The organism is Congregibacter brevis (genome assembly GCF_045689245.1).
GTDB classification, from domain to species: Bacteria; Pseudomonadota; Gammaproteobacteria; order Pseudomonadales; family Halieaceae; genus Congregibacter; species Congregibacter brevis.
Window position 1 is genome coordinate 3,486,519 of the sequence record NZ_CP136865.1, and the last position, 12,689, is coordinate 3,499,207.

At 54.6% G+C, this 12,689-nt stretch carries 15 protein-coding genes; 5 read left to right on the forward strand and 10 right to left on the reverse strand.

Annotation, left to right across the window (positions count from 1 at the left end; genetic code table 11):
- Nucleotides 1–4: 4 nt before the first annotated feature.
- A complete protein-coding gene (locus R0137_RS15420; protein ID WP_407330032.1) occupies nt 5–1,225 on the reverse strand; it encodes an NADH:flavin oxidoreductase/NADH oxidase family protein in 1,221 nt (406 codons plus the stop codon).
- 163 nt (nt 1,226–1,388) lie between these two features.
- Here R0137_RS15420 and R0137_RS15425 point away from each other — a divergent pair, with 163 nt between their 5' ends.
- Together R0137_RS15425 and R0137_RS15430 are read left to right on the forward strand one after the other, a co-directional pair.
- Nucleotides 1,389–1,859: a Dps family protein gene (locus R0137_RS15425; protein WP_405268631.1), complete on the forward strand. Its 471-nt coding sequence runs from the start codon at nt 1,389–1,391 to the stop codon at nt 1,857–1,859.
- Between the two features lie 46 nt (nt 1,860–1,905).
- The gene (locus tag R0137_RS15430) at nt 1,906–2,331 is read left to right on the forward strand and encodes a hypothetical protein (protein WP_407327292.1); all 426 of its coding nucleotides are present in this window, start codon (nt 1,906–1,908) and stop codon (nt 2,329–2,331) included.
- Between the two features lie 314 nt (nt 2,332–2,645).
- Here the strand turns inward: R0137_RS15430 and R0137_RS15435 are convergent, their stop codons facing one another.
- From R0137_RS15435 to R0137_RS15445, 3 genes are all read right to left on the reverse strand, one after another.
- Nucleotides 2,646–4,157 (reverse strand): GGDEF domain-containing protein, encoded by a 1,512-nt coding sequence (locus R0137_RS15435; RefSeq protein ID WP_407327293.1) that lies wholly within the window; start codon nt 4,155–4,157, stop codon nt 2,646–2,648.
- Nucleotides 4,158–4,235: 78 nt separating this feature from the next.
- Entirely contained in the window at nt 4,236–4,526 is a 291-nt protein-coding gene (locus R0137_RS15440; RefSeq protein WP_407327294.1) for an EscU/YscU/HrcU family type III secretion system export apparatus switch protein, read from the reverse strand.
- A complete protein-coding gene (locus R0137_RS15445) occupies nt 4,523–5,647 on the reverse strand; it encodes a flagellar hook-length control protein FliK (protein WP_407327295.1) in 1,125 nt (374 codons plus the stop codon). The genes R0137_RS15440 and R0137_RS15445 overlap by 4 nt, the downstream gene beginning before the upstream one ends.
- 160 nt (nt 5,648–5,807) lie before the next feature.
- Here R0137_RS15445 and pomA point away from each other — a divergent pair, with 160 nt between their 5' ends.
- Genes pomA through R0137_RS15460 form a run of 3 tightly spaced genes read left to right on the forward strand, consistent with a single transcriptional unit; the run spans nt 5,808 to nt 8,073 of the window.
- The gene (pomA, locus tag R0137_RS15450; RefSeq protein WP_407327296.1) at nt 5,808–6,563 is read left to right on the forward strand and encodes a flagellar motor protein PomA; all 756 of its coding nucleotides are present in this window, start codon (nt 5,808–5,810) and stop codon (nt 6,561–6,563) included.
- 3 nt (nt 6,564–6,566) lie between these two features.
- Entirely contained in the window at nt 6,567–7,469 is a 903-nt protein-coding gene (locus R0137_RS15455; RefSeq protein ID WP_407327297.1) for a flagellar motor protein MotB, read from the forward strand.
- Nucleotides 7,470–7,473: 4 nt separating this feature from the next.
- On the forward strand, nt 7,474–8,073 hold the full coding sequence (locus R0137_RS15460; RefSeq protein WP_407327298.1) for a PilZ domain-containing protein: 600 nt from the start codon (nt 7,474–7,476) through the stop codon (nt 8,071–8,073).
- Here R0137_RS15460 and R0137_RS15465 read toward each other — a convergent pair.
- The 6 genes from R0137_RS15465 to flhF form a co-directional block, all read right to left on the reverse strand.
- Nucleotides 8,070–8,261 (reverse strand): hypothetical protein, encoded by a 192-nt coding sequence (locus R0137_RS15465; protein ID WP_407327299.1) that lies wholly within the window; start codon nt 8,259–8,261, stop codon nt 8,070–8,072. The genes R0137_RS15460 and R0137_RS15465 overlap by 4 nt on opposite strands.
- Nucleotides 8,254–9,066: a flagellar motor protein MotB gene (locus tag R0137_RS15470; protein WP_407327300.1), complete on the reverse strand. Its 813-nt coding sequence runs from the start codon at nt 9,064–9,066 to the stop codon at nt 8,254–8,256. The genes R0137_RS15465 and R0137_RS15470 overlap by 8 nt, the downstream gene beginning before the upstream one ends.
- Nucleotides 9,067–9,068: 2 nt before the next feature.
- Nucleotides 9,069–9,866, reverse strand: coding sequence for a flagellar motor protein (locus tag R0137_RS15475; RefSeq protein WP_407327301.1), 798 nt, complete (start codon nt 9,864–9,866; stop codon nt 9,069–9,071).
- Between the two features lie 11 nt (nt 9,867–9,877).
- Nucleotides 9,878–10,588 carry an RNA polymerase sigma factor FliA gene (locus tag R0137_RS15480; protein WP_407327302.1) on the reverse strand — a complete coding sequence of 237 codons (711 nt, stop codon included), beginning with the start codon at nt 10,586–10,588 and terminating at the stop codon, nt 9,878–9,880.
- An 18-nt stretch (nt 10,589–10,606) separates the two neighbouring features.
- Nucleotides 10,607–11,431: a MinD/ParA family protein gene (locus tag R0137_RS15485; protein WP_407327303.1), complete on the reverse strand. Its 825-nt coding sequence runs from the start codon at nt 11,429–11,431 to the stop codon at nt 10,607–10,609.
- A 121-nt stretch (nt 11,432–11,552) separates the two neighbouring features.
- Nucleotides 11,553–12,680, reverse strand: a complete 1,128-nt coding sequence (gene flhF / locus R0137_RS15490) for a flagellar biosynthesis protein FlhF (protein WP_407327304.1) — start codon at nt 12,678–12,680, stop codon at nt 11,553–11,555.
- Nucleotides 12,681–12,689 lie beyond the last annotated feature (9 nt).

Genomic DNA, 12,689 nt, shown 5'->3' on the forward strand with positions numbered 1-12,689 from the left:
AAGCCTAGCCTTGATTACGTCGAGCTTTCAAAAACGTCGATTGCTGCTTGCCCACCTGCATGGCCGCTTTTAGAACCGATAGCTTAGGCACCACTTTTCCAGTTTGCCCCAAAGAATCCAGTTGCGCGTAGAACCAGTAGGTCGTCGCAAAGGTGCTCAGCGTCTTGATCAGACTGATGCCCTGCAAGAAGCCAAGCCATGACGGCAATAAAGCAAGCTCATCTTCATATCGAGGCAGCGACTCGGCTCCCGCGAGCAATCGTGCGGGACCATCGGTCTGTACGCACAGAGGCCGACCCAAACCAATCAATGAGGCGCCACCCTCCGCCAAGGCCTGCTCCATCGCAGCACGGGACCTAAATCCACCAGTTACCATCAGCGGGATAGAAACATGTTTTTGCATCGCCAGAGCAAAATCAACGAAGTAGGCCTCTCTACGCAGCGTTGATTCGGCGACGTGCTGCTCCTCCGTAGGTTCTATGCCTTCCATGCCCAACAGCTTGGGCTGTTCGTAAGTCCCGCCGGAAATTTCTATAACGTCTACACCGTGCTCTTCGAGCCACTCGGCAACTTGAAGGCTATCCTCAAAAGCAAACCCTCCTTTCTGAAAGTCGGCGCTATTGAGCTTTACCGCGACAGGAAACGCCGGTCCTACAGCCTCGCGGGTCGCATCAATAATCTCCAGCAGAAAGCGCGCGCGATTGGCAAGTTCACCGCCGTAGTTGTCGTCCCGTTGATTGCTGCGAGGACTCAGGAACTGCGAGATAAGATACCCATGAGCGCCGTGAATCTGTACACCGCTAAATCCCGCTTCCTGCATCGCCTTTGCCGCAATGGCAAAACGATTCACTAAATCTGCTATCTCTTCCGTGCGTAAGGCCTCTGACTCGCCGAACTGGCCACCGGGCAAGCCAAGCTTCACAGCCGAAGGCGCCTTGGGGCGGGGGTTCACCGTTTTGAGTGTTTGTCGCCCGGCGTGACTGATTTGAACCCAGGTATGATTGCCCGCGCTCGTAGAAGCCGCTGCCCATTTCGCAAGTGCTTCTTTCATCGCCGCGTCAGGCTCGCGATCAACCACAACGTTACCCGGTCTTTCCAGATGGTTCGCATCCACCACGACATTTCCCGTGATCAACACACCGGAGCCACCCTCCGACCAAATCCTATAAAGTTGTTCATGGGCCGGGGTGGGGTATCCGCCAATATCTGCCAGCCCTTCGGTCATGGCAGCTTTGACCAGTCTATTAGGTACGACCGTGCCGCAAGGTAGCGTCAATGAATCAGATAACGTTGTCACAAATAAACCCTCTGTTGCTTGAATTTACGCAAAACGCCACCATATCAGTCGTATAGGAAACACGAAACCAGAAGCGAGAAAAGGAGCAGTTATGAGTGGAATAGATATTGGCATCAACGAAGCAGATCGACTGAGCATTGCGGGCGGTTTAAAAGTTTTACTCGCCGACTCCTACACTCTATATCTTCAGACTCACAACTTTCATTGGAACGTTACGGGGCCGCAGTTTCGAGAGCTACACCTGATGTTCGAAGAGCACTACAACGAGCTCGCGCTCGCGGTCGACGAAGTTGCTGAGCGAATTCGCACCCTCGACGTTGTCGCCCCCGGCACTTACAAAGCCTTTGCCGAACTGTCGAACATCAAAGAAGTTGATGGTGTGCCGCCGGCCTCGGAAATGATCCGCATCCTGACTCAGGGACACGAGCAAATCGTCAAAACCTGCAGAGAGGTCCTGGTGAAGGCCCAAGGTGCTGACGATGAGTCTTCCGCTGCTCTCGTATCAGACCGTATGCGTGTACACGAGAAGACAGCCTGGATGCTCCGCGCGCTAGCCGCTTAAGCACTGAGGCCGGATAGACAATCACTAGTGCGCGCTCAGGAACACTATGGATAGGTTTGCTAGAAACTATCTAATAGGTCTAATGACCGTGATTACCCTGAGCGTGGCTTGGTACTGGCTATCGCTAGACAGCCGTGTCACCGACATTAACGAACGTCTGGCCCGAGATAGCCAACTCGCTGAATTTCCTTTTCCCTTTCGCGTAATCAGTTTGGAAAATGGCATCGCGACGATGAACAGCCCGCGATCTGCGCAAGTTCCAGCAATGCGATTCCTGCGAACGGCCTACCCGGAACTCGGCGCCACCGCCGTGGATCATCCGGACATGATGGCAGCCCAGGATACGCTCGCAAAAACGCAATCCCGGGCAATGGAGCTAGTTGAAGGCCTGCCTGATGTCAGTAGCATCAGATGGGTTATTGATGAACGCTGGTTCAATGAACACGGTGTTTTTCTGAACCTCGATAACTGAAGCATCACCGCGAGCTTCTTTGTCGCTGGACCGGTCTGCTATCGCCAGGCAAGCAACGGCAGCAGTCCCCCGCGCATGCGTCAGGCAAGCAGACAAAAAAAAGCCCCTATGCACAATGGCTTAGGGGCTAACCGTAAGCTAATGCTCACGGACCGAAGACGAGTAACACCGCGCGGCGGCGGTCGGCCGCTGCGGAGTTATTAGAAGATTATAATATAAAAGCACTCCGGACGCGAGCAAGTTGCGCCGGATTATTCCAGCGCAAACTGTTGAGAGGTAGATTTCGGAGAGAGGCTTCGCGACAAGCGGAGAAACTAGCTCACTACGCAGACTTTCATGCCGTCCATTTTCTTAGCTTGGTACATCGCCTCGTCAGCGCGTCCAACTGCGCTTTCGAGCGTGTCACCCGTGACGAGCTCCGTCACACCACAAGAAATAGAAACATCGAGGGGCTTGCCGTTGTCGTTGAAACCGGCGTTGAGCACTTCGTCACAAGCGCTTCGGGCGAACACTTCCGCGCCCTGCACATGGGTATCAGGAAGAAGAATTACAAACTCATCTCCGCCATAACGACAAACGATATCGCTGGCGCGCGCTCGGGCCTGAAGCACATCTGAAACCTTTACGAGTACAAGATCACCTGCGGTGTGACCGTAGGTGTCATTGATCTCTTTGAACTTGTTGCAATCAACAAAGACGATAGATAGGGCAGCACCAGCGCGCTGCCATCGAGCGAAGAGCTCCTTGGTACGCTCGTCATAGCCCGCTCGATTGTAAACGCCAGTCAGTGCATCTTTTAGAGCGAGATCATTCTTGTTTCGAATCTCGCTGCGCAAAATATCGGCTTCGTCTTCAAGGTGCGCAAGACGATCATTGAGTTCAGCCACACGTGCTTTAGCGGTCTCGTGCTGCTCACGCTCTGCGACGACGTGTTCGGCAACGCGTTTTGTGAGTGTGCTCAGACCCGCCGCGATGACACTACGTATTTGATTAATGTCATCGGTCTTAACCGCTTCGCCAAGGTTCTGGGTATCCTTACCAACGCCGCTCTGTAACTCTTCTGAACGCTTGAGAGAACTGTCGCCATCATCGGACAGCAAATTCAGTACTTCCTCAAACCCATCGAGGCGCGAGCGAAGATCTCCCAAAAAGTCCGTTGTTTGATTCCTTTCCGCACGAATCCGCGCATCAATGGTTTCGATTTCGTCGGTGACTTCTGCCAGAAGCTTCTGCGCTTGCGCCGGATGTACGGCCTGCTCCAAAGACTCCTTGATGGCATGGCTACGAATCGCATTACCGTTCAAGACGTCAATGTGCTCAACGAGACGCTGTAACAGCTGCACAAACAGCGCGACATAGCGATCGTCTTCCCCTTCGGCACCGGACTTTTTACCAAGCCAGCCCAAAACACCACTGTCTGATTTATCCCGGGTTGCCACCTCACGCAGCGCTTCGGCAGAGGCACCGAGCAGGTCGACCAAAGCTTTTTGGCGCGCCATCGCCGTTGTGCCCGAGGCGACCTGTTGAACGAGCTTACCCATACGCTCCTGTTCGTCACCGCGAACCGGCATGGTCTTTATCAGTTTGCGTAAACCGGAAAGGTCGTAACCACCCTCTATAGTTTTGGCTTTGTCGGTATTAACACCCGTATTTGCCAACATGGTACGAGCCAGGCGTCCCGAAAGGCTCTCAATTTTTCCGGCGTCACCGCCACCTTTAAGCAGCTTGCGGATCTGCACGAGCAGTGCATCGACTTCCTCGTCCACCCCATCGGCCATGTGCGACAGGCGAATAGACAGTTGTTCCAGTGCTTTAACCTTATCCATAACCGCATTCATACATCAGCAAAGTCCTGAGCCTGAGCATACAACAGCCCCGCGTCAGACGCGATATGCGCGGGGGGCTTAGACGCGGCGGTCCACCTGTGCGTTCAGCCGGTAAACGTAAGCGAGCACTTCGGCGACAGCCACATAGAGCGCTGGAGGCACTTCGTCGCCGAGGGGTATTTGGCACAGTAACTCTGTGAGCTGCTCGTTCTGCACGATGGGAACATCGTGCTGGGCGGCGAGCTCGACTATCCGATCGGCAATTGCATTCTCACCCTTAGCTACCAATACCGGCGCCCCCTCACCGCTGTAAGAGAGTGCCGCGGATTGCGAGCCGGAAGAGTGCGCTGGCTTATCGTGAACGCTCAAACTCGGAGGTCCAGGGCAGGCCCGTTTGTTGCGTCGTCTAAGGAAGTCTTTTGAGGCACCAACTCGGCCGCGGGGCTTGTCGTGACCGATATACCGCGACTATTGAGAGCGTTGATCAAGGTGGGCATTCCCGCATCGATGAGCCCTCTCACAGAGGCCTCCGCCGCCGCAACACGCAGCGTTACTGCGTCATCCTGAAACTGCATAGCTATCTCCAGCGCGCCTAATGCCGCGGGAGCCAACTGAAGCTTAACGCTCCATTGCTCATCAGAGTCATCGTCATCCGATTGGGTCCCGTCTCCACCCTCTCGCTCAATCTCTATACGCAAGCTGTGTACAGAATCAGCCAGCTGAACTGGAATCTCCAGCTGCCAATGACGAGCTCCGGGCGTATCCGCATGTTGAGAGTTCAACTGGTGCAGCGTTATGCGGCCAAGACCCGCCTCAAGCTCCCGCTTCATCTCCATAAGCGCTTCTGCATCGGATGCAGGCATGCCTAACGCCTCAATACGAGCTAAGGCAGCCTCAACCTTTGCTAAAGCACGAAACAATCCCGCTTTGAGGTCTCCCTGAAGCGCAAGAGGCCTTCCGTCGGCAGATGCCCGAACGTTACTCTCAAGAAACAAGCCCGAATCGCTCACCGCGTTCGCAAGACCTGAGGGCTGCGTCAACTGCACGGGGCGACTCACCTGCTTCAGAAGCTGTGCAATCGAATCCGCTACCACCGGTGGTAAGGGATTCGCGATCTGGCTGGCTTGCAGGGCTTGAACAACGTTTGCGATCGGCGGACTGGCAATACCTGATGCGTTGCCGGGGAGTAACTGCAAAGTACCTCCCACGTTGGCGGCCGCCGGACTAATGGTGGGGTTCAACACCTTCAGCGTTGGGACGGGCTGTAACTGGGCGACCTCTAACTGCAAGCGAGCACCCTGCTGGATGGGAATATCGGCTGTCGCAGTGATTTGTTGGCCGCCCACGCGCAGTACCAGCTCTCCCGTTGGCAGCTGGCTTGTCACCAACGCATTGAGAGTCTGACCAATCTGCCAGTTGTTGATCCATAAGCCAAAATTACGCTGATCAACACGAGCGGTCGTAAGTGCCAGTTGCAGTTCTTCCAACACCACCTCGAAACATAGAATTGCGGAGGGCTATGCCGCTCACCACGTGCCAAAGCACCGGCGGAACATGTTGCTTTAGATAATTGCTAGAGTGCCGCTATCTTTACATACCCTGTGTATACTTTAGCGGCTACTTTGACAACGATCTTTACCGAGGACTGAAATGGATCTGGCGACACTACTTGGTATGGTCGGGGCAATAGGTATTGTCTTGGCCGCCATACTGACCGGCGGCTCGGCGCTGGTGTTTATCAACGTGCCATCCATTCTCATCGTGCTAGGTGGTACGACGATGGTGGTCATGATCAAGTTCTCCATGGGCCAGTTTTTTGGCGCATTCAAGGTCGCCCTCACCGCTTTCGTCAACAAATCTTCTGACCCCGAAGAGCTCATCGAGAAAATCGTCGAACTGGCGAACATTGCACGAAAGGAAGGCATGCTGGCCCTCGAGAATCAGGAAATCGACAACGAGTTTCTGGACGAGGGCGTAAAGATGCTCATCGATGGCAACAGCCGTGAAGTCGTAAGCACCGTCTTAAGTAAGGACATGCAGCAAACGATTGAGCGTCACACCTGGGGAGCAAAGGTTTTTAGCGCTACGGCAGACGTGGCCCCCGCCATGGGCATGATCGGAACCCTCATCGGTCTGGTACAGATGCTCTCGAACATGTCAGACCCCAAGTCCATTGGACCTGCCATGGCCGTCGCACTGCTCACCACTCTCTACGGTGCGATGCTGGCAAACATGGTAGCGATGCCCATCGCCGACAAACTCACGCTGCGCAAAACCGACGAATTGCGGATTCGCTCAATGTGCATCGACGGGGTCCTCGCTATTCAGGAAGGACAAAACCCGCGCATCATCGAGTCAATGCTGAAAGCTTACCTAGAGCCCGAAAAGCGCGGTACCGAGGAATAAGCAATGATGGGTGAAGACGAAGGGCCACCGGGAACACCAGCATGGATGGCAACCTTTGCAGACCTGATGTCACTGCTTATGTGCTTCTTTGTCCTGCTGCTGTCTTTCTCCGAAATGGACGTAGAAAAGTTTAAACAGATCGCGGGATCAATGAAGGTCGCCTTTGGCGTACAGAATCAGTTCGAGCTCGACAGCATTCCTATGGGTACCAGCGTGGTTGCGACAGAGTTCAGTCCCGGTCAAACAGATGACTCCATCGTCGAAACAATCCAACAAGTTACCGACCAGACAACAGATCCATCCCTACGCGTCGGCGAAGGTGAAATGGAAGATATCGAGGCCGAGGAACTCCTTCAGCAAAAGATTACCGCCCTGCTCGCTGAAACATCCGCAGATGCGGAGAAGCTGCAGGACATGCTCGAAGACGAAGTACAAACCGGCAAGGTCGATGTGGAGTCAGACGGGCGAACAATTACTGTACGAATTCGCGAGCAAGGCTCTTTCCCCTCTGGTTCAGCGACGCTCAACACAGACTTTGTACCCGTCATGGAACGCATTCGTGATGCGCTCACGGAAATCCCAGGAACCATCTCCATTGAGGGTCACACGGACAGCACGCCTCTTCGTGGTGGACGCTATGAATCCAACTGGGGGCTTTCATCAAGTCGCGCGTTATCAGTGACGCACGAACTCCTACGCGAAGGCCTACTCAAAGACGATCGTATGATGGTGGTAGGATTCGCTGACACACGCCCCTTCACCTTTAACGACACCGTAGAGGGACGCGCGTCAAATCGACGTGTAGAAATCGTTATTAGGCAGGGCATCGAGGACGCAGAAGAGTCAGAACTGAAGAGTATCCGTGACATCAACCCGGACGCTCTGGATATTCTGGGAATAGAGTAAAGCTATGACTGAACCGCAAGCCAATATCGTAGAAAGACGAAAGTACTATCGCATCAACGATGTGGTCCTTTTGCGTTACGAAGTTATTCCCGACGCTCCAGACGGACAACAAACCAGTGAAGACACCGGTGGCCTCGAAATTAGCACCGGCTCACTCCTGGCCGAGCTGGATAGAGAACTAAACAAAAGCATTAATGCGGTATGGCGCGAACACCCGATGGTGGCCCAAGCTCTCGGCCTGCTCAATCGGAAGGTATCAGTGATCGCAGCGCAGTCTCTCGAGTATGAAGAGGAGGGCGTGCATTCCTACGACAGTAGCATGGTCAATCTTAGCGGTTGCGGCATCGCTTTTGAGGGACGCCATACTCTGGAGCCTGGAACTAGACTGCAGCTCAGTATTATCCTGAAGCCGTCGCAGGTGACTCTATCTATAGCTGGCACCGTTGTGAGCAGTGAGGAGCGTCTTGACTCAGCCACCATGCCTTACTGGATTCGCGTTGACTTTGATGACGACCTGCAAGCACAGGAACAGCTTATTCAGCACGTTGTGCAAAAGCAGGGAGCGCTTCTATCAGATAATCCCGGCGAGGAAGACGGAACCTAACAGCGCTCGTCTAAAAATCGCCCCTTGCGGCTACCCTGATCCTTTGGCGTTTCGTCTTTACCGTTACCGTTTTCTGATTCTCGTTGCTGGCGCCGACGCGTCTTGCGTTCGCCACTACGACGAAGCCTTCGCAGAGGCGGTGTCCCCGAAACGCCGGTCACGGGGCCAGGTCCAGACGGATCAGCCATCGCCTACTACCTGAGTTAACAGGGAGCTGCGCACCAAAACAACGACCCGGCGATTTTCCGCTTGCCCTTCCTCGCTGGCGTTGTCTGCAATGGGCCGATTCGGACCAAAACCCACTGCGCTGAGTCGTGAAGGGTCGACTCCTTCCTCTTCAAATACTCGCGCCACAGCCGCTGCCCGCGAAGTCGACAGCTCCCAATTTGAAGGAAACTGACCGTTGCGAATCGGTTGATCATCAGTATGCCCTTGCACCACCACCTCGTTAGGCAAACCTATGAGCGTGTCAGCCAGGCGTTGGAGCATCGGTATAGAGCTTGCCAGGAGCGAGCGAGAGCCCGAGGGAAACAACATGCGCGCGGGAATTTTGATCTCGAGCCACTTGTCGTTCCCCGTCACGGCGAATCGATCCGGAGCGATGAGGTCCCCGACCGAGGATTGCAGGGCCATTTCCACCCCAGCGATTTCTTCGCCGGATGACACGTCCCCAGCCGCCGCAGTCAATTCATCTGTATTTCCCGCAGACTTTAGGGGTATTCCAGAGGGCTCATCAATATCCCGTGCCATGGGAATACCAAGCCGCGAAGACAAGGTACCGTCGCCATCCGGCCGACTTGGGTCATAGGACACCCCCGGCAGCCCGAAGGCCTGCACGATAGAGTCCGACAAAACACGAAAGTCACCGACATTCACCGCAGAGGTCGAGTACATCACCACGAAGAACGCAAATAGAAGCGTAATAAAATCCGCATAGGACACCAGCCAGCGTTCGTGATTATCGATACTCTCTGGCGGCTTGCGTCTGGCCATGGTTAGTCGAGATACCCTTCGAGCTTACTCTGAATGGCCTGCGGGTTATCACCATCGGCAATCATCGCAATCCCATCGACGACCATTTCGTAGTACTGCATCTGGTCTCCGGAGATCGCCCGCAGCTTATTAGCAATGGGCAGATAGAAAAGGTTTGCAAATCCAACCCCGTAGATCGTGGCTACGAAGGCGACAGCGATTCCCGCTCCAAGCTGCGTAGGATCCGACAAATTGTTCATGACATCGATAAGCCCCAGTACAGCGCCGATGATGCCGATGGTTGGAGAATAGCCGCCCATGGCTTCATAAACCTTTGCAGCGCGAACATCTTGCGCAAGCGCGTTATCGATCTCGACATCCATGATCGTTCGAATCACTTCGGGCTCTAAGCCGTCGACAAGTAACTGAAGACCTTTCTGAGTAAGTGGATCCTGTTCCTTACCCACCGCAGACTCGAGACCTAGAAGACCCTCTCGACGTGCCGCCTTGCTCCAGTCGATAGCTTTAGTCAATAACGCAGAGCGATTGTAGGCGGGAGGCAGCAATACCCAGCCAAGCCGCCGTAAAGCTGCTAGAAAGTCTCCAAGTCTGGTCTGGACCAATACCGCGCCGAGCGTGCCGCCCATAACAATCATAAAGGCGGTCAGCTGCATGAGCGCCGAGATGTGCCCGCCTTCGAGCCAGTTACCACCCAGAATCGCACCCACCGCCATGGTGACGCCGATGAGGGTCAAGAAATCGAAGCTTACCCCTGCGGGTTTACCTTTCTTCTTAGCTGACTTGGCTGGTTTCTTTGCCAATTTCTGGCCCCCTATTCGCGCCAGTGTGAAAGCGTGACGCGCAATCGCGCCAGCGCTTGACCATGCAGTTGAGAAACCCGTGATTCAGATACACCCAACACCGCGCCAATCTCCTTCAAGTTCAGGTTCTCAGCGTAATACAAAGACATCATCAAACGTTCTTTCTCTGGCAGCTGTGTCACAGATTCTGCCAACGCCTCTCGAAAACCCTCGGATCTGACTTCTTCAAAGGGGTTCTCAGTATTGAGTAAGGCGGTCTCTGCCTCAACGCTATCCTCGATGTGTGTCATCCTAGCGCAGGCGAGCTGGCCTGACAGCTGCTGATACTCCTCCAAAGGCATTTCAAGCTCTGCGGCAATGTCGGCGTCCTGCGATGGCCGCCCCAGGCGCATATCCGCTCGATCTATTGCCTCTGACACCTGACGCAGCTGAGATTGCACCGAGCGCGGCAACCAGTCGTGGGTACGTATCTCGTCGAGCATAGCGCCTTTGACGCGGATACCCGCATAAGTGGCGAAGCTCGCACCTTGAGATGCATCGTAGCTATCTCGGGCTCGGAGCAATCCAATTAAGCCAACCTGCATTAGATCATCAAGCTCAATCTCAGCGGGTAGCTTAGCGGCAAGACGCAGACCAATTTTTTTAACGAGCGGCAGAAACTCACGCACCATCGCATCTGCACTAGGCGCCTCAGATTCTGCGTAGGCCGACGCTCGGCTCACACTCGACTCACTCTTAGCTCAGACGCTGCCGCTGCGGTATTCGATCAGACGCTCTACAAAAAAGCCCAGTCCACCCGCTGAACGACTAGTCGGCAGCGCTTTCACCCGATCACTCATCGCCCGGAGGGCCTGTGCGGAGTCTGACCGAGGGTAGGCTGAGACCACAGCTTGCTGCGATCGAATAGCGCGCCGAAGATAATCATCTCTGGGGATAGCACCAAGGTAGCCCAGATGTACATCCAGGAATCGATCCGTGACGCTACAGAGCTTCTCAAAGAGCTGACGCCCCTGAAGATCGTTATCCACCATATTGGCCAGAATCTGAAAACGTTTTACGTTGCAGTGCTGGTTGAGCACCTTAACCAGTGCATAGCCATCGGTGAGGGACGTGGGCTCATCGCAAATCACCACGATCAATTCCTGACATGCTGCGGTAAAGGTTAGAACCGTATTGTCGATACCGGCTCCGGTATCCACAATGAGTGTGTCCACAGGCACGGCCAGTTCACTAAACGCCCGTACGAGACCCGCCTGCTCTGTTGGCGAGAGTGCCGCCATGCGAGCGACACCCGATGAAGCTGGAATAACGCGAATACCAGACGGACCGTCTATGAGGATCTCGTCCAGCGTGCGCTCCCCTTTGATCACGTGCTGGATGTCGTATTCAGGCTTAAGGCCCAAGGCGATATCCACGTTAGCGAGACCTAAATCGGCGTCGAAAAGGAGAACCTCTTGCCCGCTCTCCGCTAAACTCACCGCAAGATTGACGGCGACGTTGGTCTTACCGACCCCGCCCTTGCCACTGGTGACAGCAATTACATTTACGGGTGCTGCACCTGTCATTGCTGTTTCCTGTTCATTACTACACTCTACACACTCTGCGTACTCTGCACACTCTGCGTACTCTATGTTGAGAACACTGGCGGTCATTATTTTTTCGGTCCGGCGGCTCTCGTGCGGGTCGCTAACTAGCGACACGCAGCTGCCTAGCCGGCACAGCCGGATCAACATCCGCAAGTTGTACGGCTCTACGCACAAGCTCAAGACCGTCTGCATAATGCAGGTCTTCCGGAATCCGTTGACCGTCGCTAAAACCTAACAGCGGTAATCTAGCACTGATAACAACATCCAAAACACCGCCGAGACTCTGAGCCTCGTCCACCTTCGAAATGATAGCACCGCTGAGTGCCCGAGGCGCAAAGTTTGCGGCCAAAGCTCGACATTGTGATGCTTGCGCAGACGCAGCAAGCACCAGGACATGCCTGACCGTTTTGCCAAAGCCTCGAACCAGTTCGTATTGCCGCCTCAGGCGAGCGTCATGCTGACTCATTCCCGCGGTATCGATGTAGATCTTACGTCCCTGCATCTTCTTCAATGCCAAAGACAGACTTTGCCGATCATCAGCGACAAACAAAGGTACACCCAAAGCATCAGCAAAGCTTGCCAGCTGTTCTTGCGCGCCTACACGGTAACTATCGAGCGTTACCAATCCCACGCGGTTAGACCCTATGCGCTGGATATCCTCTCCTGCCAAGCGAGCAATCGTGCTGGTTTTACCTACACCGGTACCGCCATAGACCGCTGTCAGCTCTCCCGGGATAGTTTCAGCTTCTGAGATCTGAAGTCGATCCCCAAGGGTTGTGACAATTTGGCGCCAGGCTACATCCAGGCGCTCCGTGCGTGGAAGGCGATCAAGGAGTTCTCCAGCAAGTGTTCGCGATAACCCCATGCGCAGCAAACGCTGGCGCAATACGGATTTCTGCGCGGGCCCTTTACCTGTCTCCTGCCATTTTCTTCCACCCAGCTCCTTATCCAAAATATTGCGAAGACGCTCCAACTCATTCTCCAACGCTTTCAGCTGAATCTCGTTGGTAGGACTCGCGGCTGGCGTAGGTCTGCGCTCCGGCTCGGAGGCAGATCTTCGCTTAGGCACTGCGTTGGCGACAGCGTGCTCAACATCGATAGCAGCCGTGATTTCAACCTGTCCCGCCACTCGGCGATTGGCAAGGATCAGTGCATCAGCGCCGAGTTCTGCGCGCACTTGTGCCATGGCACTGCGGCTATCTCTTGCTACGTAGCGTTCAACTCTCATTTATCTTTA

Bases quoted from the DNA above. Each gene is read 5' to 3' on its own strand.
- R0137_RS15465 (WP_407327299.1), bottom strand. From the start codon at position 8,261: ATGGCTGATCCGTCTGGACCTGGCCCCGTGACCGGCGTTTCGGGGACA.
- R0137_RS15485 (WP_407327303.1), bottom strand. From the start codon at position 11,431: ATGACAGGTGCAGCACCCGTAAATGTAATTGCTGTCACCAGTGGCAAG.
- R0137_RS15470 (WP_407327300.1), bottom strand. From the start codon at position 9,066: ATGGCCAGACGCAAGCCGCCAGAGAGTATCGATAATCACGAACGCTGG.
- R0137_RS15435 (WP_407327293.1), bottom strand. From the start codon at position 4,157: ATGGATAAGGTTAAAGCACTGGAACAACTGTCTATTCGCCTGTCGCAC.
- pomA (WP_407327296.1), top strand. From the start codon at position 5,808: ATGGATCTGGCGACACTACTTGGTATGGTCGGGGCAATAGGTATTGTC.
- R0137_RS15425 (WP_405268631.1), top strand. From the start codon at position 1,389: ATGAGTGGAATAGATATTGGCATCAACGAAGCAGATCGACTGAGCATT.
- flhF (WP_407327304.1), bottom strand. From the start codon at position 12,680: ATGAGAGTTGAACGCTACGTAGCAAGAGATAGCCGCAGTGCCATGGCA.
- R0137_RS15455 (WP_407327297.1), top strand. From the start codon at position 6,567: ATGATGGGTGAAGACGAAGGGCCACCGGGAACACCAGCATGGATGGCA.
- R0137_RS15420 (WP_407330032.1), bottom strand. From the start codon at position 1,225: ATGACCGAAGGGCTGGCAGATATTGGCGGATACCCCACCCCGGCCCAT.
- R0137_RS15430 (WP_407327292.1), top strand. From the start codon at position 1,906: ATGGATAGGTTTGCTAGAAACTATCTAATAGGTCTAATGACCGTGATT.
- R0137_RS15460 (WP_407327298.1), top strand. From the start codon at position 7,474: ATGACTGAACCGCAAGCCAATATCGTAGAAAGACGAAAGTACTATCGC.